Source organism: Streptomyces sp. NPDC104814 (genome assembly GCF_055583185.1).
The window spans coordinates 482,334-504,291 of sequence record NZ_JBVJOL010000002.1; the positions used below are offsets into that span (position 1 = coordinate 482,334).

The 21,958-nt window shown below is 72.1% G+C and carries 16 protein-coding genes; 13 read left to right on the forward strand and 3 right to left on the reverse strand.

What is annotated here, in order from left to right:
- Nucleotides 1–39: 39 nt before the first annotated feature.
- The 7 genes from ACZ64A_RS10775 (at nucleotide 40) to ACZ64A_RS10805 (ending at nucleotide 9,256) form a co-directional block, all read left to right on the forward strand.
- Nucleotides 40–1,269 carry an NAD(P)/FAD-dependent oxidoreductase gene (locus ACZ64A_RS10775; RefSeq protein ID WP_469809611.1) on the forward strand — a complete coding sequence of 410 codons (1,230 nt, stop codon included), beginning with the start codon at nucleotides 40–42 and terminating at the stop codon, nucleotides 1,267–1,269.
- Nucleotides 1,266–1,586 carry a (2Fe-2S)-binding protein gene (locus ACZ64A_RS10780; protein ID WP_469809613.1) on the forward strand — a complete coding sequence of 107 codons (321 nt, stop codon included), beginning with the start codon at nucleotides 1,266–1,268 and terminating at the stop codon, nucleotides 1,584–1,586. The genes ACZ64A_RS10775 and ACZ64A_RS10780 overlap by 4 nt, the downstream gene beginning before the upstream one ends.
- A complete protein-coding gene (locus tag ACZ64A_RS10785; RefSeq protein ID WP_469809614.1) occupies nucleotides 1,570–2,988 on the forward strand; it encodes an FAD/NAD(P)-dependent oxidoreductase in 1,419 nt (472 codons plus the stop codon). The genes ACZ64A_RS10780 and ACZ64A_RS10785 overlap by 17 nt, the downstream gene beginning before the upstream one ends.
- A complete protein-coding gene (locus tag ACZ64A_RS10790) occupies nucleotides 2,985–3,890 on the forward strand; it encodes a dihydrodipicolinate synthase family protein (protein WP_469809615.1) in 906 nt (301 codons plus the stop codon). Before ACZ64A_RS10785 ends, ACZ64A_RS10790 begins: the two co-directional genes overlap by 4 nt.
- Nucleotides 3,891–3,965: 75 nt before the next feature.
- Nucleotides 3,966–4,970, forward strand: coding sequence for a proline racemase family protein (locus tag ACZ64A_RS10795; protein ID WP_469809617.1), 1,005 nt, complete (start codon nucleotides 3,966–3,968; stop codon nucleotides 4,968–4,970).
- 83 nt (nucleotides 4,971–5,053) lie between these two features.
- A complete protein-coding gene (locus ACZ64A_RS10800) occupies nucleotides 5,054–5,722 on the forward strand; it encodes a GntR family transcriptional regulator (RefSeq protein ID WP_469809618.1) in 669 nt (222 codons plus the stop codon).
- Between the two features lie 537 nt (nucleotides 5,723–6,259).
- Complete coding sequence (locus ACZ64A_RS10805) at nucleotides 6,260–9,256, forward strand: bifunctional [glutamine synthetase] adenylyltransferase/[glutamine synthetase]-adenylyl-L-tyrosine phosphorylase (RefSeq protein WP_469809620.1); 2,997 nt, start codon at nucleotides 6,260–6,262, stop codon at nucleotides 9,254–9,256.
- 36 nt (nucleotides 9,257–9,292) lie between these two features.
- Here ACZ64A_RS10805 and ACZ64A_RS10810 read toward each other — a convergent pair whose 3' ends face one another.
- Both ACZ64A_RS10810 and ACZ64A_RS10815 read right to left on the reverse strand, forming a co-directional pair.
- Nucleotides 9,293–10,150: a phosphatase PAP2 family protein gene (locus tag ACZ64A_RS10810; protein ID WP_469809621.1), complete on the reverse strand. Its 858-nt coding sequence runs from the start codon at nucleotides 10,148–10,150 to the stop codon at nucleotides 9,293–9,295.
- 140 nt (nucleotides 10,151–10,290) lie between these two features.
- Nucleotides 10,291–11,325 (reverse strand): LacI family DNA-binding transcriptional regulator, encoded by a 1,035-nt coding sequence (locus ACZ64A_RS10815; protein ID WP_469809622.1) that lies wholly within the window; start codon nucleotides 11,323–11,325, stop codon nucleotides 10,291–10,293.
- A 356-nt stretch (nucleotides 11,326–11,681) separates the two neighbouring features.
- On the opposite strand from ACZ64A_RS10815, the gene ACZ64A_RS10820 reads away from it, so the two are divergent.
- The 6 genes from ACZ64A_RS10820 to ACZ64A_RS10845 all read left to right on the forward strand — a co-directional run bounded on the left by ACZ64A_RS10820 (nucleotide 11,682) and on the right by ACZ64A_RS10845 (nucleotide 19,842).
- Complete coding sequence (locus tag ACZ64A_RS10820; protein ID WP_469809623.1) at nucleotides 11,682–12,953, forward strand: extracellular solute-binding protein; 1,272 nt, start codon at nucleotides 11,682–11,684, stop codon at nucleotides 12,951–12,953.
- Between the two features lie 104 nt (nucleotides 12,954–13,057).
- The gene (locus ACZ64A_RS10825; RefSeq protein ID WP_469809624.1) at nucleotides 13,058–14,008 is read left to right on the forward strand and encodes a carbohydrate ABC transporter permease; all 951 of its coding nucleotides are present in this window, start codon (nucleotides 13,058–13,060) and stop codon (nucleotides 14,006–14,008) included.
- Between the two features lie 16 nt (nucleotides 14,009–14,024).
- Nucleotides 14,025–14,930: a sugar ABC transporter permease gene (locus ACZ64A_RS10830; protein ID WP_469809625.1), complete on the forward strand. Its 906-nt coding sequence runs from the start codon at nucleotides 14,025–14,027 to the stop codon at nucleotides 14,928–14,930.
- 146 nt (nucleotides 14,931–15,076) lie between these two features.
- Nucleotides 15,077–16,735 (forward strand): glycoside hydrolase family 13 protein, encoded by a 1,659-nt coding sequence (locus tag ACZ64A_RS10835; RefSeq protein ID WP_469809626.1) that lies wholly within the window; start codon nucleotides 15,077–15,079, stop codon nucleotides 16,733–16,735.
- A 164-nt stretch (nucleotides 16,736–16,899) separates the two neighbouring features.
- On the forward strand, nucleotides 16,900–18,270 hold the full coding sequence (locus ACZ64A_RS10840) for an alpha-amylase (RefSeq protein WP_469809627.1): 1,371 nt from the start codon (nucleotides 16,900–16,902) through the stop codon (nucleotides 18,268–18,270).
- A 123-nt stretch (nucleotides 18,271–18,393) separates the two neighbouring features.
- Nucleotides 18,394–19,842 (forward strand): hypothetical protein, encoded by a 1,449-nt coding sequence (locus tag ACZ64A_RS10845; RefSeq protein ID WP_469809628.1) that lies wholly within the window; start codon nucleotides 18,394–18,396, stop codon nucleotides 19,840–19,842.
- Here the strand turns inward: ACZ64A_RS10845 and ACZ64A_RS10850 are convergent.
- Nucleotides 19,820–21,244, reverse strand: a complete 1,425-nt coding sequence (locus ACZ64A_RS10850; RefSeq protein WP_469809629.1) for a hypothetical protein — start codon at nucleotides 21,242–21,244, stop codon at nucleotides 19,820–19,822. The genes ACZ64A_RS10845 and ACZ64A_RS10850 overlap by 23 nt on opposite strands.
- Nucleotides 21,245–21,958 lie beyond the last annotated feature (714 nt).

Consider the following 21,958-nt stretch of genomic DNA (forward strand, 5'->3'; position numbering starts at 1 on the left):
ACCCTTGTGAGGCACAGTGCCATGTGAAATATTACTGACGTGCCCACGAAGAATCGTGCACCTCTGGACGCCGTGATCATCGGCGCCGGAGTGGTCGGGGCGGCGTGCGCGTACTACGCCACCCGTGCCGGCCTCTCCGTCGCGGTCGTCGATCGCGGGCCCGTCGCCGGCGGCACCACCGGAGCCGGCGAGGGAAATCTCCTCGTCTCCGACAAGGAGGCGGGGCCCGAGCTCGAACTCGCCCTGCTCTCCATCCGGTTGTGGCGCGAACTCGCCGCCGGCCTCCCACCGGAGGACGCCGTCGAACACGAGCTCAAGGGCGGTCTCGTCGTCGCACCCGACGAGACCGCCCTCACCGCACTGCGCGCCTTCGCGGCCGGGCAGCGCACCGCCGGCGTCGAAGCGGAAGAGGTGTCCGCCGCGGAACTGGCGCACTTCGAACCGGAGTTGGCGCCGGACCTGGCCGGTGGCTTCCACTACCCGCAGGACGCGCAGGTGCAACCCGCCAAGGCCGCCGCCGCCCTGCTGCGCGCCGCCCGCCGCCGGGGCGCCCACGTCCGGCTCGGCGAGGAGGTCACCGCCGTCCTCACCGGCGCCCGCGGCGCCGTGCGCGGCGTCCGCACCCCGCGCGGTGACCTGCACGCACCCGCCGTCGTCAACGCCGCCGGCCCCTGGGGCGGCCGTGTCGCCGAACTCGCCGGCACCCACCTGCCCGTGCTGCCGCGCCGCGGTTTCGTCCTCGTCACCGAACCGCTGCCGCCCGGCCTCATCCGCCACAAGGTCTACGCCGCCGACTACATCGCCGACGTCGCCAGCGGCTCGGCCGCCCTGCAGTCCTCCGCCGTCGTCGAGGGCACCCCCGCCGGGACCGTCCTCATCGGCGCCACCCGCGAGCGCGTCGGCTTCGACCGCACCCCCTCCACCGAGGCCCTGCGCCGCCTGGCCGGCCAGGCCACCGCCCTCTTCCCCGCCCTGGCCGACGTGCACGCCCTGCGCTCGTACTGCGGCTTCCGCCCCTACCTGCCCGACCACCTGCCCGCGATCGGGCCCGACCCCCGTGTCCCTGGCCTCCACCACGCCTGCGGACACGAGGGCGCCGGCATCGGCCTCGCCCCGGCCACCGGCCTGCTCGTCACCGCCGCGCTCACCGGCACCGAAGCGCCCGTGCCGGCCGAGCCGTTCCGCCCCGACCGCTTCCCCGTGCCGAGTGAACCGCCCCGCCCCGACCGCTTCCCGCTGCCGGACGCCACCCCAGGAGCCCCCTCATGAGCCGCGTGCCGCGCACCCCGCTCGCCCTGGTGCGGGCCGAGCCCGGACCGCCGTACCCCTTCACCTTCGACGGCCGCACCCTCACCGCCCTGCCGGGGCAGAGCCTCGCCGCCGCGCTCTGGTCCGCAGGCATCCTGTCCTGGCGCACCACCCGGGGCACCGGTGCACCGCGCGGGGTGTTCTGCGGGATCGGCGTCTGCCACGACTGCCTCGCCACCGTCAACGGCCGCCCCAACCAGCGGGCCTGCCTGGTCGCCGTACGCCCCGGCGACACCGTCACCACCCAGGAGGGCACCGGCCATGACACCGACCGCTGACCTCGCCGTCGTCGGCGCGGGGCCCGCCGGGCTCGCCGCCGCCGTCCGCGCCGCAGGCCTCGGACTGAGCGTCACCCTGCTGGACGCGGGGGAGCGGCCCGGCGGCCAGTTCCACCGGCACCCCGCGCCGGGCCTGCGCGCCGCCCGCCCCCAAGCCCTCCACCACGACTGGCGGGACTTCACCGGGCGCCTGCGGCGGCTGCACGGCGAGCGCCTGACCCATCTGCCGCGCCATCACGTGTGGACCGTGGTCCGCGCGGGCGCGCACTGGCGGCTGCACGCCGTCGCCGGGCCCGACCAGACGCCCGCCACGGTCGACGCCCGCGCCGTCCTGCTGGCCACCGGCGCCTGTGAACGCCAACTCCCCTTCCCGGGCTGGACACTGCCGGGGGTGATCGGTGCGGGCGGGGCGCAGGCCATGCTCAAATCCCACCTGGTCCTGCCCGGACGGCGGATCGTCGTCGCCGGCAGCGGCCCCCTGCTGCTCGCCGTCGCCGGGTCACTGGCCGCAGCGGGCGCCCGCGTCCCCGCCGTCGTCGAGGCCGCCGACTACACGGCGTACGCCCGCGCCCTGCCCACGCTGCTGCGCAACCCGGCCAAGCTCGCCGAAGGCGCCCGGTACGGCGGCGGACTGCTGCGGCACGGCACGCGGCTGCTGTCCCGGCACGCCGTCACCGCCGCCCACGGGACGGCCCGCGTCGAGGCCGTCACCGTGACCCGGCTCGATCACGACTGGCGGCCCGTGCCCGGCACCGGGCGCCGCATCCCCTGCGACGCGCTCGCCGTCGGGCACGGGCTTCTCCCGCAGCTCGACCTCGCCACCACCCTGGGCTGCGCCGTCCGCGCCACCCCCGACGACACCCCCGCCCTGGTCGTGGACGCCGGGCAGGCCACCTCCGTGCCCGGAGTGTGGGCCGCGGGGGAGTCGTGCGGGGTGGGCGGGGCCCAACTGGCGGTGACCGAGGGCGAGATCGCCGCCGACGCCGTCGCCCAGGCGTTGCACGGCACCCCGCGCGAGGCTCGCCGCACCGCCGCGCTCACCCGGCGCCGCGGCAGGCTGCGCGCCTTCGCCGACGCGATGGCCGCCGCCCACCGGCCCGGCCCCGGCTGGGCCGACTGGCTCGACCCGGCCACCGAGGTGTGCCGCTGCGAGGAGGTCACCGCCGGCCGGATCCGCACGGCCGTCACCGAGTACGGCGCCCACGACACCCGCAGCGTCAAGCTGCTCACCCGCGCCGGCATGGGCTGGTGCCAGGGGCGGATGTGCGGGCCCGCCGTCGCCCGGCTGGCCGGCGACACCCCGGCCCCGGACCGCCGCCCGCTGTCCTGTCCGGTGCCCCTGCGCCACCTGGCCGCCCTGCCGGTCAGCCCCCCTTCACCCAGCGAGGAGTCCGAAGCATGACCGTCGCAGACACCCGTACCCGCCCCTGGCACGGCGTCATGGTCGCCACCGCGCTGCCGCTGCGCGACGACCTCTCCGTCGACTACGACGCCTACGGCCGGCACGTCGCCGACCTGATCGCGGCCGGCTGCGACGGCGTCGTCCCCAACGGCTCCCTCGGCGAGTACCAGACCCTCACCGACGACGAACGCGCCCGCGTGGTCCGCGTCGCCGTCGAGGCGGCCGGCGACGGCGCCCGCGTCATGCCCGGCGTGTCCGCGTACGGCAGCGCAGGCTCCCGCCGCTGGGCCGAGCAGGCCGCCGAGGCCGGCTGCGGCTCCGTGCTGCTGCTGCCGCCCAACGCCTACCGCGCCGACGACGCCACCGTCCGCGCCCACTACGCGGAGGCCGCGCGCGCCGGGCTGCCGGTCGTCGCCTACAACAACCCCCACGACACCCGGGTCGACCTCACCCCCGCGCTGCTCGCCCAGCTGCACGCCGAGGGCAACATCGTCGCCGTCAAGGAGTTCAGCGGCGACGTCCGCCGCGCCTACGAGATCGCCGAACTGGCCCCGGGACTCGACCTGCTCGTCGGAGCCGACGACGTCCTGCTCGAACTCGTCCTGGCCGGCGCCGTCGGCTGGATCGCCGGCTACCCCAACGCGCTGCCCGGCGCCTGCCTCGCCCTGTACCGGGCCGCCGCCGACCGCGACCTCGACCTCGCGGTGCCGCTCTACCGGGCCCTGCACCCGCTGCTGCGCTGGGACTCCCGCACCGAGTTCGTGCAGGCCATCAAGGCGTCCATGGACATCGCCGGCCGGCCCGGCGGGCCCACCCGGCCGCCGCGCTCCCCGCTCACCGGGGAAGCGGCCGCCGCCGTCCGCGCCGCCACCGAGAAGGCCCTGGCCGAGGGCCTGGACTGACCTGCCTGGACCGACCTGTGTGGACCGACCTGCCTGGACCGACCGCCGCCCGACCGACCTTTCGAAGGAGCCGCGTTGCGCACCCGACACGTCTACCACGCCGTCGACTCGCACACCGAGGGCATGCCCACCCGGGTGATCACCGGCGGCGTCGGGGTGCTGCCCGGCGACACCATGGCCGCGCGCCGTCGCCACCTGGTCGACCACCTCGACCACGTCCGCACCCTGCTGATGTACGAGCCGCGCGGCCACTCCGCGATGAGCGGCGCGATCCTGCAGCCCCCGACCCGGCCGGACGCCGACCACGGCGTGCTGTTCATCGAGGTGTCGGGCGCGCTGCCGATGTGCGGGCACGGCACGATCGGGGTCGCCACGGTGCTCGTCGAGACCGGGATGGTGCCGGCCGTGGAGCCGGTGACCACGGTCCGGCTGGACACCCCCGCCGGGCTCGTCACCGTCGAGGTGCGGGTCACGGACGGCGTCGCCGAGGAGGTCACCCTCACCAACGTGCCCGCGTTCTGCGTGGCCCTGGACCGGGTGGTGGACGTGCCCGGGTACGGCGCCGTCCGGTACGACCTCGCCTACGGCGGCAACTTCTACGCCTTCGTCCCGCTGGACGCGCTCGGGCTGCCCTTCGACCGGGGACGCAAGGAGGACCTGCTGGCCGCGGGGCTCGCCGTCATGGACGCGGTGAACGCGTCCCCTCACCGGCCCGTGCATCCGGAGAACCCGGAGATCGCCGGGCTCAAACACGTGTACCTGATCGCACCCGGGTCCGACGCGAAGCACTCGCGGCACGCGATGGCCATCCACCCGGGCTGGTTCGACCGCTCGCCGTGCGGCACGGGCACCTCGGCGCGGATGGCGCAGCTGCACGCACGCGGTGAGCTGGCGCTCGGCGCGGACTTCGTGAACGAGTCGTTCATCGGGACGCGGTTCACCGGGCGGCTCGTCGGCGAGACCACCGTCGGGGGGCTGACGGCGGTGGTCCCCACGGTCACGGGACGGGCCTGGATCACGGGCACGGCGCAGTACTTTCTGGACCCGGACGACCCGTTCCCGGCGGGTTTCCTACTCTGAGGTGCCGCGCAGTGGACCGATCGCCGGCGATCGCGTCCCGCGGTCCCGCGATCCCGCAGTACCCGTAGCCGTGGAGGCAGACCATGGGTGGCCACCTGAAGCAAGCCAACCTCATCACCGCGCAGGAACGCCTGCGCGACCAGGTGGCCCACGCGCTGCGCGCCGCGCTGATCTCCGGTGAGCTGCAGCCGGGGCGGGTGTACTCGGCGCCGGCGCTGGCCTCCGACTTCGGGATCTCGGCGACCCCGGTGCGGGAGGCGATGCTCGACCTGGTCCGTGAGGGGCTGGTCGAACCCGTGCGGAACAAGGGGTTCCGGGTGACCGAGGTCAGTGCGCGGGATCTCGACCAGTACAGCGAGCTGCGGGCGCTGATCGAGGTGCCGACGGTGGGGGCGGTGACGCGGTCCGCGGGGCGGGGGGAGCTCGAGGCGCTGCGGCCGGTGGCCGAGGAGATCGTGGCCTGCGCGCGCGAACACGACCTGATCGGGTATCTCGACGCGGACCGGCGCTTCCATCTGTCGCTGCTGGGGCTGCACGGCAACGAGCGGCTGGTCGAGACGGTGGGCGACCTGCGCAAGCGGTCCCGGTTGTACGGGCTGACGGCTCTGGACGCGCGGGGGCTGCTGGTGCCTTCGGCGGAGGAGCACGTGGAACTGCTGGACCTGATGCTGGCGGGGGACGCGGACACGGCGGAAACGGTGATGACCCGACACCTGGGACACGTGCGGTCGCTGTGGGCGGAGGGGGTGTGAGGGCTGCCTGCGGCGCCGGGTGCGTTGTCGGGTGCGGGTGCGTTGTGGCTGGTCGCGGGTGCCTGCGGCGCCTTGTGCGTTGTTTTCTGCGGGTGCGTTGTGGCTGGTCGCGCAGTTCCCCGCGCCCATGTTTCTGCCCTGCGGCGGCCCGTTGCCGTCCGGTGGCCGGTTGCGGTCCTCGCCTGCGGCCGGTTTCTGAGTCGGGGCCGGGGCGGGGGGTGTCCGTCCTCGGTCCGGCCATCCGTTTCCGACGAGCGCTCGGTGTCACGGTGCCGGACGCTGCGGGCGGACACCCCCCACCCCGTCCCCTCCCCGCCGCGGGCGGGTGCGGCAGCGTCGTGGCGCGCGGCCGCATGCCGACCCAGCTGCGGGCTGTCGTACCTCCCCCAAGCTCTTCGAGCAGGGGGACCCCCAGGCGGCACGGAACGCCGGTCGGGCAGCCCGGCGGACCCGGCGCCGGGGGTGCAGCCCGAGACCCGGCTCGTTCGTGCGGCTAGGCTCGGGCCAAGCACGCGGTGGACAGCGAGGAGGCCGGAGATGACGGCGCCCGGGCGCAGGAGCAGTACCTTTTCTCGGCTGCTGCGGCACGGCTTCACCGACCCGTCCGCCGCCGAACGCCTCCTCGACGGCGCCGACCTCGCCCCCGTGCGCTCCGACCCCGTCCTGCTGGAAGCCCTCGGCGGGACCGCCGACCCGGATCTCGCGCTGCAGGGTCTCGCCCGTCTGCTGGAGGCGCAGCCCGACGCCACCGCCCGCCGGGAGCTGCTGGACACCGTGATAGCGGCCAAGCCGCTGCGCGACCGGCTGCTGGGCGTGCTGGGCGCCTCCGCGGCGCTGGCCGACCATCTCGCCCGGCACCCCAAGGACTGGCACGCGCTGGTCACGTACGAGCCGTCCGACCTGCACCCTGGGCTCGCGGAGTTCGAGCGCGGCCTGGAGGAGGCCGTCGACCCGGTCTCGCTGCGCGTCGCCTACCGCCGCTGTCTGCTCTCCATCGCCGCCCGTGACGTGTGCGGGACGACGGACGTCGCCGAGGTCGCCGCCGAGCTGGCGGACCTGGCCACGGCGACCTTGCGCGCGGCGCTGGCCCTCGCCGAGGCCGCCGCTCCCGAGGACGCGGCCGCCTGCCGGCTCGCGGTGATCGCGATGGGCAAGTGCGGCGGCCACGAGCTGAACTACGTCTCCGACGTCGACGTCATCTTCGTCGCGGAGGCGAGCGAGGGCGCCGACGAGGGCAAGGCGCTGAAGGCCGCGACCCGGCTCGCCTCGCATCTGATGCGGATCTGTTCGGAGACCACCGTCGAGGGGTCCATCTGGCCCGTCGACGCCAATCTGCGGCCCGAGGGGCGCAACGGGCCGCTGGTGCGGACCCTGGCCAGCCATCTCGCGTACTACCAGCGCTGGGCGAAGACCTGGGAGTTCCAGGCCCTGCTCAAGGCCCGGCCCGTCGCCGGTGACGCCGAGCTGGGGCGGGCGTACGTCGAGGCGCTGGAGCCGCTGGTCTGGCAGGCGGCCGAGCGGGAGAACTTCGTCGCCGACGTGCAGAAGATGCGGCGGCGGGTGGTCGAGAACATTCCCGTGGCCGAGGTCGACAGGGAGCTGAAGCTCGGGCCCGGGGGGCTTCGGGACGTCGAGTTCGCCGTGCAGTTGCTTCAGCTCGTGCACGGCCGCGCCGACGCCTCGCTGCGCAGCGGGACGACGCTGGACGCGCTGCAGGCGCTCGCGGCGGGCGGGTACGTGGGCCGTGCGGACGCCGTCCAGCTCGACGACGCCTACCGTTTCCTGCGGTCCATGGAGCACCGGATCCAGTTGTTCCGGTTGCGCCGGACGCATCTGGTCCCCGAGGACGACGCCGATCTGCGGCGCATCGGACGGTCCCTGGGCCTGCGTACCGACCCGGTGACCGAGCTGACCCGCGAGTGGAAACGGCACAGCGGTGTCGTACGGCGGCTGCACGAGAAGTTGTTCTACCGGCCGCTGCTCGACGCGGTCGCCCAGCTCGCGCCGGGGGAGGCGCGGCTGAGCGCCAAGGCGGCCCGGGAGCGGATGATCGCCCTGGGCTACGCCGATCCGGCGGCCGCGCTGCGCCATCTGGAGGCGCTGGCGTCCGGAGTCACCCGCAAGGCCGCCATCCAGCGGACGCTGCTGCCGGTGCTGCTCGGATGGTTCGCGGACTCCGCCGACCCGGACGCCGGGCTGCTCAACTTCCGCAAGGTGTCGGACGCGCTCGGCAAGACGCCCTGGTACCTGCGGCTGCTGCGGGACGAGGGCGCGGCCGCGGAGAACCTGGCGCGGGTGCTGTCCGCCGGGCGGCTCGCCCCCGACCTGCTGATGCGGGCGCCGGAGGCCGTGGCGCTGCTCGGTGACGGGGACGGCGGCGGGCTGGCGCCCAGGTCGCGCGGTCATCTGGAGCAGGAGATCCTCGCGGCGGTGGGGCGCGCCGAGAACGCCGAGCAGGGCGTGACCGCGGCGCGTGGCGTGCGCCGCCGTGAGCTGTTCCGGACCGCCGCCGCCGACATCGTCGGCTCCTACGGCACCGAGACGCAGTCCGCCGAGGCCGACCAGGGCGCCCTGGTGGACCGGGTCGGCGGCGCCGTCTCCGATCTGACGGCCGCCACCATCGCCGGCACCCTGCGGGCCGTCGTGCGCGAGGGGTGGGGCGACACGCTGCCCACCCGGTTCGCCGTCATCGGCATGGGTCGTTTCGGCGGGCACGAGCTGGGCTACGGCTCCGACGCCGATGTGCTGTTCGTGCACGAGCCGCGGGACGGGGCCGACGAGGGGGAGGCCGGCGCGGCGGCGAACAAGGTCGTCGCCGAGATGCGCCGGCTGCTGCAGATCCCCAGCTCCGACCCGCCGCTGCTGATCGACGCCGATCTGCGCCCCGAGGGCAAGTCCGGGCCGCTGGTGCGCACCCTGAAGTCGTACGAGGCGTACTACCGCCGCTGGTCGCTGACGTGGGAGTCGCACGCGCTGCTGCGGGCCGAGCCGGTCGCCGGGGACGAGGAGCTGGGGCGCCGGTTCGTCCAGCTGATCGATCCGCTGCGCTACCCGGCGGGCGGGCTCGGCGAGGACGCCGTGCGCGAGATCCGGCGGCTCAAGGCCCGCATGGAGTCCGAGCGGCTGCCGCGCGGCGCCGATCCCAAGCTGCACACCAAGCTCGGGCCGGGCGGGCTGTCCGACGTCGAGTGGACCGTGCAGGTGCTCCAGATGCGGCACGCCCGGGAGGTCCCGGGGCTGCGCACCACCCGGACCCGGCAGGCCCTCGCCGCGGCCCGGGACGCCGGGCTGCTGTCGGCCGAGGACGCGGAGATACTGGACGAGGCGTGGGTGCTGGCGACCCGGGTGCGCAACGCCGTCATGCTGGTGCGCGGGCGGGCCGGGGACACCTTCCCCACGGAGAGCCGCGAACTGGCCGCCGTCGGGCGCTACCTCGGTTACGGCCCCGGTCACGTCGGGGACATGCTCGACGCCTACCGACGTACGACCCGCCGGGCCCGGGGCGTCGTCGAGGAGCAGTTCTACGGCGGTTAGGGCCTGTCGTTCGGACCATCCCGCCGTCGCGGGGTCCTAGCGGGACGCCGTCACCCGTTCTCGTGCCGTCTCGGCGGCCACCCGCCGCGGCAGGGCGTAGGGCAGGGCGCCGTACCACAGGCGGGCCACCGTGAAGCCGAACGCCAGGCACAGCACGCCGCCCACCGCGTCCAGCCAGAAGTGGTTGGCGGTGGCCACGATGACCAGCAGGGTCGCCGCCGGGTAGAGCAGGCCGAGGACGCGTGCCCACGGCGTCCGCGCGAGGGCGAAGATCGTCAGGCCGCACCACAGGGACCAGCCGATGTGCATCGACGGCATCGCCGCGTACTGGTTGGACATGTGCTTCAGGTCGCCGGAGGCCATCGAGCCCCACGTCTGGTGGACCATGACCGTGTCGATGAAGCGGCTGCCGTTCATCAGCCGGGGCGGCGCGAGCGGATACAGCCAGTAACCGACGAGGGCCACACCCGTGGTGGCGAACAGGACCAGCCGGGCCGCGCCGTAGCGCCCCGGATGGTGCCGGTACAGCCAGACCAGCACACCGAGGGTCACGATGAAGTGCAGCGTGGCGTAGTAGTAGTTCATGCCGACGATCAGCCAAGTCACCGAGTTCACGGCGTGGTTCACGGACTGCTCGAAGGCGGCGCCGAGTTGGTGCTCCAGCCGCCAGATCCAGTCGGCGTTGCGCAGTGCCTGCCCGCGCTGCTCGGGGACGGCGTTGCGGATCAGCGAGTACGTCCAGTAACTGACCGCGATCAGAAGGATCTCGAACCAGAGCCGCGGCGCCCGCGGGGTGCGCAGCCGGCCGAGGGGGCCTGAGCGCGAAGCGGCCGTGACGGTCTGCGGGAGGGCCTCTTCGCGGCCTTCCGGGGTCGTCACGGTCGTCTCACCCATGGACACGAATTCTGCCAGAAAAGCCTTCTCCGACCGATCATCCTCCGGTCGGGTCCAAAGCGCACCTTCTCCGCCCTGCGGACGACTTGGTTGGCGATGTCCCCCTACGGGCGGTTCGTGCGTGCGGCCCCGCCTACCGGCTACGGGCGGTTGCGGTCGCCCGGTGCCGAGGCCGTGGAGCCGCGCACCACCAGTTCCGGCATGAACACGAACTCGCTGTGCGGCGCGGGCGTGCCGCCGATCTCCTCCAGCAGCGTGCGCACGGCCGCCTGCCCCATCGCCGGGACCGGCTTGCGGATCGTCGTCAGGGGCGGGTCGGTGAACGCGATCAGCGGCGAGTCGTCGAAGCCGACGACGGAGACGTCCTTCGGGACGTCCAGGCCCCGCTGGCGGGCCGCCCGTATGGCGCCGAGCGCCATCATGTCGCTGGCGCACACCACGGCCGTGCAGTCACGGTCGATCAGCGCGGTCGCGGCCGCCTGGCCGCCCTCCAGCGTATAGAGGGAGTGCTGGACCAGTTCGGTCTCGATCACGTCCGGGGCCAGGCCCAGCTGGTCCTGCATGGCCCGCACGAAGCCCTCGATCTTGCGCTGGACCGGCACGAAACGCTTCGGGCCGAGGGCGAGGCCGATGCGGGTGTGGCCGAGCGAGGCCAGGTGCGTGACCGCGAGCGCCATCGCCGCGCGGTCGTCGGGGGAGATGAACGGCGCCTGCACCTTGGGCGAGAAGCCGTCCACGAGCACGAACGGCACGCCCTGGGCGCGCAGCTGCTCGTAGCGCTGCATGTCGGCGGTGGTGTCGGCGTGCAGTCCGGAGACGTAGATGATGCCGGCCACCCCGCGGTCGACGAGCATCTCGGTCAGCTCGTCCTCGGTGGAGCCGCCGGGGGTCTGGGTGGCGAGCACCGGGGTGTATCCCTGGCGGGTCAGCGCCTGGCCGATGACCTGGGCCAGGGCCGGGAATATGGGGTTCTCCAGCTCCGGGGTGATCAGTCCGACCAGGCCCGCGCTGCGCTGGCGCAGTCGCACGGGCCGTTCGTAGCCGAGCACGTCGAGCGCGGCCAGCACGGACTGGCGGGTGGTGGCGGCGACGCCTGCCTTGCCGTTCAGGACGCGGCTGACGGTCGCTTCACTCACCCCCGCCTGAGCAGCGATGTCGGCAAGCCGTGTGGTCACGGCACCGGACTGTACCGGCCGGATGCCGGCTTGCGCACCGACCGGGCGCCGGGTGCGGGCCGTAGGACGTCCCGCGGTGGGCTGCTGCGTCATCGCGCTCCCTCGTGCAATCGGCGGCAAGAGCTTGCAGAGTCTTTCACAGGGCGGCTCCGCCCCGTGCAACCCGCGTAAACAACAGTCTCACAGCGGTCTCATGTCGGTCGAGTCCCGATCACGCCCGGGTAACTTCGGAGATCTCTTGCACTTTTTTGCTGCAAGGTCTTTCGTGGCGCTTACATGGCTGTTACGTTCACGTCGCCCGACGGCGAGCAAAGGCGCAGTCGGCACCACTCGGGCTTTCACCTCAAGGAGAACTCATGCGGCGTGGCATAGCGGCCACCGCGCTGGCGGCGTCCCTCGCGCTGGCGGCGACGGCCTGCGGCGGCAGCGACAGCGGCGACAAGGCCGGCGGGCCGGTCACCATCACCTGGTGGGACACCTCCAACGCCACCAACGAGGCGCCCACGTACCAGGCCCTGATCAAGCAGTTCGAGGCTGCGAACAAGGACATCAAGGTCAACTACGTCAACGTCCAGTTCGACCAGGCCCAGAACAAGTTCGACACCGCCGCCGGCTCCAAGGGTGCCCCCGACGTGCTGCGCTCCGAGGTCGGCTGGACCCCGGCCTTCGCCAAGAAGGGCTACTTCCTGCCCCTGGACGGCACCGAGGCCCTCGCCGACCAGGCCAAGTTCCAGCCCAGCCTGATCAAGCAGGCCCAGTACGAGGGCAAGACCTACGGCGTGCCGCTGGTCACCGACACCCTCGCGCTCGTCTACAACAAGCAGCTGTTCGCCAAGGCCGGCATCACCGAGGCGCCCAAGACCTGGGACGACCTGAAGAAGGCCGCCGCCACCGTCAAGGACAAGACCGGCGTCGACGGCTACTGGGGCTCCACCCAGGCCTACTACGCCCAGCCCTACCTCTACGGCGAGGGCACCGACACGGTCGACGCCGGGGCCAAGAAGATCACCGTGAACTCGGCCGCCGCCAAGAAGGGCTACGGCACCTGGCTGAGCCTGTTCGACGGCAAGGGCCTGCACAAGGCCGACACCACCGCCGACGCCTACGCCCACATCCAGGACGCGTTCGTCAACGGCAAGGTCGCCGCGATCATCCAGGGCCCGTGGGAGATCACCAACTTCTACAAGGGCTCCGCCTTCAAGGACAAGGCCAACCTGGGCATCGCCACCGTCCCGGCCGGCTCGGCCGGCAAGGCCGGCGCTCCGACCGGCGGGCACAACCTGTCCGTCTACGCGGGCTCCGACGCCGCCCACCAGAAGGCCGCGCTGAAGTTCGTCAACTTCATGACCTCGGCGAAGTCGCAGACCGAGATCGCGCTGAAGAACTCCACGCTGCCGACGCGTGACGACGCCTACACCGCCGAGGTCAAGGCCGACCCGGGCATCGCCGGTTACCAGACCGTCCTGCCCGCCGCCCAGCCCCGCCCGGCGCTGCCGGAGTACAGCTCGCTGTGGGGTCCGCTCGACACCGAGCTGCCCAAGATCGCCGGCGGCAAGGAGTCCCTGGACAAGGGCCTGAGCAACGCGGAGACCGCGATCACCAAGCTGGTCCCGGACTTCAGCAAGTGACCCCGCGTGGCCGCCGGATCCCCCGTCTTGAGCGGGGGGCGGGATCCGGCGGCCACCGGCCTGTGCGCCGTACTCCCTGATCGTCTTCGAAGGTGTCGAGAACCATGACAGTCGCCCAACGTCTCAAGCACGGCTACCAGAAGCACTGGTACGCCTACGCGATGGTCGCCCCCGTGGCCGTCGTGCTCGGCGTCCTCGTCGTCTATCCGCTGGTGTACGGCCTCTACCTCACGCTCACCGACGCCAACAGCCTCAACACCGCCCGGACGATCGGCGTCAACCACATCGACGCCACCTACAAGTTCATCGGGCTGCACAACTACCAGGACATCCTGTTCGGCCCGACGGCCTACGACCGCTTCTGGTCGCACTTCATCTGGACGATCGCCTGGACCGCGCTGTGCGTCGCCCTGCACTACTCGATCGGCCTCGGCCTGGCGCTGCTGCTCAACCAGAAGCTGCGCGGGCGCACCTTCTACCGGCTGATGCTGATCGTCCCCTGGGCCGTGCCCACCTTCGTCACGGTCTTCGGCTGGCGGATCATGCTCTCCGACGGCGGCGTCATCAACACCGTCCTCGACACCCTGCACCTGCCCTCGCCGGCCTGGCTGGAGGACACCTTCTGGCAGCGGTTCGCCGCGATCATGGTGAACACCTGGTGCGGTGTGCCGTTCATGATGGTCTCCCTGCTCGGCGGCCTGCAGTCCATCGACGCCTCCCTGTACGAGGCCGCCGAGATGGACGGCGCGAGCGCCTGGCAGCGGTTCCGCTACGTCACCCTGCCCGGCCTGCGCTCGGTCAGCTCCACCGTGGTCCTGCTCGGCATCATCTGGACCTTCAACCAGTTCGCGGTGATCTTCCTGCTGTTCGGCCCGACCTCCGCGCCCGACGCCCAGATCCTCGTCACCTGGGCGTACTACCTCGGCTTCGGACAGCAGCCGCGTGACTTCGCCCAGTCCGCCAGCTACGGCATGCTGCTGCTGGCCATCCTGATCGTCTTCACCTCCTTCTACCGCCGCTGGCTGAACCGCAACGACCAGCAGCTCGCGATCTGAGGCAGGAGCTCCCCTCATGACCACGACCACAGTCGAGTCCTCCGCCGCGGTGACCGAGAAGACCTCCGCCGGCGCGCCCCGGGTGCGCGGCCGCGGCAAGCGCTCGCTCGCCGCCTCCCTCGCCTCCCACGGCCTGCTGATCGCCGCCAGTGTGATCGCCCTGCTGCCGGTGGCCTGGCTGGTGTTCCTCTCGCTCGGCCCGGACAAGGACGACTATCTGCACCCCGGCCGCATCTGGGGGAAGATGACGCTGGACAACTACGCGTTCGTGCTCCAGCACACCAGCTTCTTCGACTGGCTGAAGAGCTCCCTGATCGTCTCGCTCGGCACCACCGTGATCGGCGTTCTCGTCGCCGCCACCACCGGCTACGCCGTCTCCCGCATGCGCTTCCCGGGCTACAGGAAGTTCATGTGGATCCTGCTGGTCACCCAGATGTTCCCGGTGGCCGTGCTGATGGTGCCGATGTACCAGATCCTGTCCGAGCTCCAGCTGATCGACAACTACCTCGGCCTGATCCTCATCTACTGCTCGACGGCGGTGCCGTACTGCGCCTGGCTGCTCAAGGGCTACTTCGACACCATCCCGTTCGAGATCGACGAGGCGGGACGCGTCGACGGCCTGACCCCGTTCGGCACGTTCGCGCGGCTCATCCTGCCGCTCGCCCGGCCGGGCCTGGCGGTCGCCGGCTTCTACAGCTTCATCACCGCCTTCGGCGAGGTCGCCTTCGCCACCACCTTCATGCTCGACGACAGCAAGTACACCCTCGCCGTCGGCCTGCAGAGCTTCATCAGCGAGCACGACGCGCAGCGCAACCTCATGGCCGCCACCGCGGTCCTGATCGCGATACCCGTCTCCGCGTTCTTCTACCTCGTGCAGAAGAACCTCGTGACCGGCCTCACCGCCGGCGGCACCAAGGGCTGACACCCCACAGGCTCCCGCGCGCCTCACCGCGCGGGCAGGCGGCCGCGGTACTCCATCCGACCCCGCTGCACCGCGGCCGCCTCACCCTCCCGCCGCCGTCACCCACCGACCCGATGACCGCACTCTCCTTACGCATCAAGGACGTCATGACCCAGCACTCCCCGGCACCGAACTCGGCCCTCGCCACCGTCGCCCAGCGCCGCGACTGGTGGCGGGACGCGGTGATCTACCAGGTGTATCCGCGCAGCTTCGCGGACAGCAACGGCGACGGCATGGGCGACCTGGAGGGCGTACGCTCCCGCCTGCCGTACCTGCGCGACCTGGGCGTGGACGCCGTCTGGCTCAGCCCCTTCTACGCCTCCCCGCAGGCCGACGCCGGTTACGACGTCGCCGACTACCGGGCCGTCGACCCCATGTTCGGCAACCTGCTGGACGCCGACGCGCTGATCCGCGACGCCCACAAGCTGGGCCTGCGCATCATCGTCGACCTGGTCCCCAACCACTCCTCCGACCAGCACGAGTGGTTCAAGCGTGCCGTCGCCGAGGGCCCCGGCTCCCCGCTGCGCGAGCGCTACCACTTCCGCCCGGGCAAGGGGAAGAACGGCGAGCTGCCGCCCAACGACTGGGAGTCCATCTTCGGCGGCCCCGCCTGGACCCGGGTGGCCGACGGCGAGTGGTACCTGCACCTCTTCGCGCCCGAGCAGCCCGACTTCAACTGGGACCACCCGGCCGTCGGCGACGAGTTCCGCTCCATCCTGCGCTTCTGGCTCGACATGGGCGTCGACGGCTTCCGCATCGACGTCGCCCACGGCCTGGTCAAGGCCGACGGCCTGCCCGACCTCGGCAGCCACGACCAGCTGAAACTGCTGGGCAACGATGTCATGCCGTTCTTCGACCAGGACGGCGTGCACACCATCTACCGGCAGTGGCGCACCATCCTCGACGAATACGCGGGCGAGAGGATCTTCGTCGCCGAGGCGTGGACCCCGACCGTCGAGCGCACCGCGAACTACGTCCGCCCCGACGAACTGCACCAGGCGTTCAACTTCCAGTACCTGGCCACCGAGTGGGACGCCGAGGAGCTGCGCACGGTCATCGACCGCACGCTGGAGGCCATGCGCCCGGTCGGTGCCCCCGCCACCTGGGTGCTGTCCAACCACGACGTCACCCGGCACGCCACCCGCTTCGCCAACCCGCCAGGCCTCGGCACCCAGATCCGCACCGCCGGCGACCGCGCCCTCGGCCTGCGCCGGGCCCGCGCCGCCACGCTGCTGATGCTGGCGCTGCCCGGTTCGGCCTACGTCTACCAGGGCGAGGAGCTCGGCCTGCCGGACGTCGTCGACCTGCCCGACGAGGTGCGCCAGGACCCGGCGTACTTCCGCGGCGCGGGCCAGGACGGCTTCCGCGACGGCTGCCGGGTGCCCATCCCGTGGACCCGCACGGGCTCGTCGTACGGCTTCGGCAGCGGCGGGAGCTGGCTGCCGCAGCCGGAGAACTGGGGCGAGCTGAGCATCGAGGCGCAGACCGGCGTGGAGGGCTCGACGCTGGAGCTGTACCGCTCCGCGCTCGCCGCCCGCCGCGAGCACCGCGACCTCGGCGCCGGTGACGGCGTGGAGTGGCTGCGCGCTCCCGAGGGCGTCCTCGCCTTCCGCCGGGGCGACTTCGTCTGCGTCGCCAACACCACCGGGGAGTCCGTGACGACCCCGGCGTACGGCCGTGTGCTGCTCACCAGCGGTGAGGTGACCGAGGCCGGCGGCGAGGCGAAGGTGCCGGGCGACACGACGGTGTGGTTCACCACCGCCTGACGGGCGCTGCCGACCTCTTCGCAAGAATCTTCAACAACTTCACTCCGGCCCGCTGCCTTTTCAGGTGGCGGGCCTTTAACATCTGCGTCACCGCAAGTTTGCTGAAGCTTTCAGCAAGCCGTTACGCGGTTCCCCACATGCCTTCAAGGACGAAGGAACCCCACATGGCACGCAGAACCCTCGCCGGGGCCGCCGCACTCGCCGCGGCACTTGTCATGACCCCGGCTGCCGCACACGCCTCCCCGCCCGGCGCCAAGGACGTCACCGCCGTCCTCTTCGAGTGGAAGTACGACTCGGTCGCCAAGGAGTGCACCAGCACCCTCGGCCCCGCCGGCTACGGCTACGTCCAGGTCTCCCCGCCCGCCGAGCACATACAGGGCCCGCAGTGGTGGACGTCGTACCAGCCGGTGTCGTACAGGATCGCCGGGCGGCTCGGTGACCGGACGGCCTTCCAGAACATGGTGAACACCTGCCACGCGGCCGGTGTGAAGGTCGTCGTCGACACCGTCATCAACCACATGTCGGCCGGCAGCGGCACCGGCACCGGCGGCTCGTCGTACACCAAGTACAACTACCCCGGTCTGTACTCGTCGTACGACTTCGACGACTGCACCAGCCAGGTCAGCAACTACCAGGACCGCTGGAACGTCCAGCACTGCGAGCTCGTCGGCCTCGCCGACCTGGACACCGGCGAGCCCTATGTGCGCGGGGCGATCGCCGGGTACATGAACGACCTGCTCTCCCTCGGGGTGGACGGCTTCCGCATCGACGCCGCCAAGCACATCGACGCCGCCGACCTCGCGAACATCAAGTCCCGGCTGACCAACCCGTCCGTCTACTGGAAGCAGGAGGTCATCTATGGTGCGGGGGAGGCCGTCCAGCCGACCGAGTACACCGGCAACGGCGACGTCCAGGAGTTCCGCTACGCCTACGACCTCAAGCGCGTCTTCAACAACGAGAAACTCGCCTATCTGAAGAACTACGGCGAGGGCTGGGGCTACCTGAGCAGCTCCGTCGCCGGAGTCTTCGTCGACAACCACGACACGGAACGCAACGGTTCCACCCTCAACTACAAGGACGGCGCCAACTACACCCTGGCCAATGTCTTCATGCTGGCCTGGCCCTACGGCGCCCCCGACATCAACTCCGGCTACGAGTGGTCGGACACCGACGCCGGCCCGCCCAACGGCGGCACGGTCAACGCCTGCTGGCAGGACGGCTGGAAGTGCCAGCACAAATGGCCGGAGATCATCCGCATGGTCGGCTTCCGCAACGCCACCCGCGGTGAGGCCGTCACCAACTGGTGGGACAACGGCGGCAACGCGATCGCCTTCGGACGCGGGGCCAAGGGCTTCGTGGCCGTCAACCACGAGTCCTCGACCCTCACCCGCACCTACCAGACGTCCCTCCCGGCCGGGACCTACTGCAACGTCCAGAACAACACCCCGGTGACGGTCAACGGCTCCGGCCAGCTCACCGCCACCCTCGGCGCCAACACCGCGCTCGCCGTCTACACGGGCAAGCCGAGCTGCTGAGGCCCACCCCCAGCCGGGCCCACGGCGTCGTACACCGCCGCCGTGGGCCCGGCCCGGCGGGAGGCCGCGCCAAGCGGAGCAACAGCGCGTGCGGGCGTGCGACCCGGATCGGAGGCTGGCGTCATGAGCATCCGTCCGTGGGTCGTCGTCGAGGCGCCAGACGATCGCGGCCTGCGCCGGGTCACCGTGGGAGGCAATGCCGCGGGCAGCGTCTGGTCGCTGCGCGAGCTGCGGAAACTGCTGGACCGCCTCGGTTACCCGGACGTCGATGTGGACGACCCCGCGTCGGTGTGCTGGCGCGGAGGGGACAGCGGCACCTGGCCCGACCGGAGCTTCGGGCGGCGTACGACCATGGCCGTCATGGCAGCGGGGCTCGTCGCCTCCGGGATCCTCAATGCGGTCATCGGCTGGCCGGACGCCTCCGGCGCCCTGACGTTCGCCCAGCGCATCACCGGGGCCGTGCTCGTGCTGTCCGGCGTGGTCCAGTGGGCCGGGGCGGTCCTGGTGTCCGACCACTGGGGCCGGCGCGGGCTCAGGGCCTCCGGCGCGATCGTCCTGCTCGGCGCCCTCATCGCACTGGCCACGGACAGTCTCCTCTTCCTGCTGTGGCTTCAGGAGAAGGAGGTCACGCCCTACCTGTTCGCCTTCCTGCCGCTCGGCTGCTGGGCGGTGTGGGCATGCGCCGTGCTGATTCGCGAAAAGACCTGGAAACGGCTTCCGCTTCCTACTAAATTCGTGGCGGGTTTTTATGCGACCGCGCTGCTGTCCGGGGTCAGTCTCGCCTACTCCACTCTGTACCAGCCCACGACGGCTCCGCTGCGCTTTTCCCTCCAGGCGGAATTCGGCAGGGCGCGCCTGGACCGTTCTCTCCCTTTTGTTCAGGTCCCGCTGAAACTCTCCGTGAAGAACACGGGTGAGGTGTCGGTGTACGTCATCGTCAGCGACGTCACCGTGTACGGCAGGACCGCCAAGTATGCCGAACAGGGGGATTCGTCGGCGCAGGCATGGAAGGAGAGCTTGCGTGAAGGAAACGAGGAGGCGGACCTGCACGTCGACCGGCTCTCCTACCGGCGACTGAGCAGCGACCGTCCGTACCAACCCGGAGACGTGCTCGAGGCCGGGCAGGAGGACACCATCGAGCACGTCTTCCAGATACCCAGGGACGTGCCGTACGACCTGCTCGACGTGGACCTGCAGATCACCTACATGAGGAAGGACCGGGGCCGGATCGACGTGGAGCACTTCCACCAGCCGTACCAGTCGTGGAGGCATCCCCGCTACGCGTGCCGCGCCGGCGACTGTGCCGGCCGGGACACGCTCACCTACCTCGCCAGGGTGCGGCACGACAACAACCTGGTCAACGTGACCCGTGCACCGCTCTATGTGACGGCGTTCTGGTCTCCGGCCACTCGGCCGGTGTACTCCATTTCCTCTTTCCATTTCACGGGCGGGCGTATCGATCCCGGCGCGGATAAACGAGAACTGAGGAGGTTCGGAATCGCGACCCGGCACGCCACCGCCGAGATTTCCGTCGCGGAGCTGCTGAGGTTCATACCTGCTCCGCCGCGTTGACCCAGTTGCCCGACTTCACGCCCGCCTCCTGGTCCAGCTGCAGAGCGGCCGCGAGGCAGTGGAGCGCGGGCGCACCGAGGGACGAGTAGATGTCCTTCGCCGGGAGCGAATCGGCGAGCTGCGGGATCATCCGCTTGATGGCCAGCGCCGTGTTGTCGACCTTGTCGTTCTGCAGCTGGGCGAACACGTCCAGGGAGTCGTTCTCCGATTCCTGGGACTTCCAGAAGTCCCGCACGCCCTCGCTGTTCCATGTGTCGGGAGTCAGGCTCTGCAGGTCCTCGGCGAGGGCTGCGTCCGGGACGGATTCGAAGACGGAGTTGGTGCAGACCTCGGCCGCCTTGCCGAGCGGTTCGTCCGGCAGGCCCTGGTTGGTGATCGCGTCCTTCAGTTCCTTCTCCAGGCGGCGCTTCTTGTCGGCCGCCCCGGGGTCGCCGGGCCGGGACGCGCTGGCCTCGTGCGCGCTTTCCGCGAGGCCTTTCCGCTTGTCATCGGAGGTCTTCGGGTCGCTCGCGGTCTGCAGTCCGGTCGCCACCAGCATGTGCCACGCCCGCTGACCGCCTGCGCCGCCGCCCGCGCCGGTGGCCTCGCCCGCGCCGGCCGTGCCCTCCTGCACGGACGACCACAGGTTGTTCGCCCCCGCGACGAGGTTGTTCTCCACGTCCGGCGGCGTGTCCTGGCCGGCGACGACCCCGAGTACGGACGCCGACCTGGCCACGACCAGGGCGAGCATGCCGCTCTCGGGCGGTGTCTGCGACTCGTTCGCCGCCTTCAGGGCGCCGGCCGCCTGCTGCACCAGCCCGGTCAGCCGGTCGCGTACCGCGGGAGGTGTCTGCGGGTCGTCGATCACGTCCAGTGCGGAGGCCACCTGCTGGGCGCTGCGGACGGCCCCGTCACGCTCCTGCGGCGGGGTCTGCGTGTCGTTCACCGCCTGCAGCACGTCGGTCAGCTGCTCCACGCTCGGCACCAGCTCGTCGGGAACGTCGGCCTTCTTGTCGTCCAGGTCCGCCGCCAGGCTGCCGGCCGCGTCCTGCTGCTGCTGCAGGGCGGCGGAGGCCAGAGCGCCGCCTTCGTCCGAACCGGTCGGCGTCGCGGTGCCCGGTGTGCTGTCCGGCGTCGGTGTCCCGGTCGTGGAATCGTCCGGCTGCTGCGGCGTGGAGGAGGCCGGCGTCTGCGGTGTCGGCGGCGGGGACGGTGTCGTGGACCCCTGGCCGACCGAGGGAGAGGGCGGCGTCGGGCCGGGAGGCGTGGAGTCGGCCCGCACCGAGGAGGGGAGCCGGCCCGCCCCCGGCCCACCGGGAGCCGCGGCCGCCGGAATCACCGGGCCCGTGGCCAGGGCCAGCGCTGTGACCACGGCGGATGCGCCGGTCAGGGGGAGGATGTGTCGCCGGGTGGTTCTGGTCATGATGGATCCAGAGGGGGTTCGCACACGGACTGCGCCACACCAGCCACTCTTCCCCCATCCGGGGCACTCCGCAACGCCGGCGCGGCGCCCTCGCGGGCCGGGACGCGGCGCCGTCACCGGCCGGAGGCGCGGCGCCTCGGCCGGCCGGGACGTCTGGGCCGTCCCCGGGGCAGGAACGGCGCCCTCGCGGGCCGGACGCGGCGCCCACACGGCCCGTACGCGACGGGTTGCCGGCGGGACGGGGCGTCGACCTCGCGGGCCGGGTTGCCCCTCGGGTCGGACGCGGCATCCCTCGGGTCGGACGCGCCGCCCCCTGGCGCCGGACGCGGCGCCCCTCGGGGCGCACCCGGCGCCGCTCGGGCCAGGACGCGGTGGTCCCCGTCGGCCAACGCGCGGCGCCCGCGCCCGAGCTGGGCGCGGTGCTCACTCCGACCCGGGCCGCCCCGTTGGCCGTAGCGGGCTCCTCCGCCCTGGCGGCCGCGCCCCGTTGGCCGTAGCGGGCCCCCTCCGCCCTGGCGGCTGCGCCCCCTTCGCCGTCAAGCCGCCCCCTCCGCCCCGGCGTCCGCGCCCCCTTCGCCGCGGCAGCCCCCAACTCAACCACCCCATGTGAAAGTTCTTGCTGAGTGTTTCACGACTCTTGCTGTAAGTCTTTCGTCGGCGATACCGTCCCCGCGGGCGCCCGCAGCGCAGCCCGCGCCGAGACGCCGGGGTCGG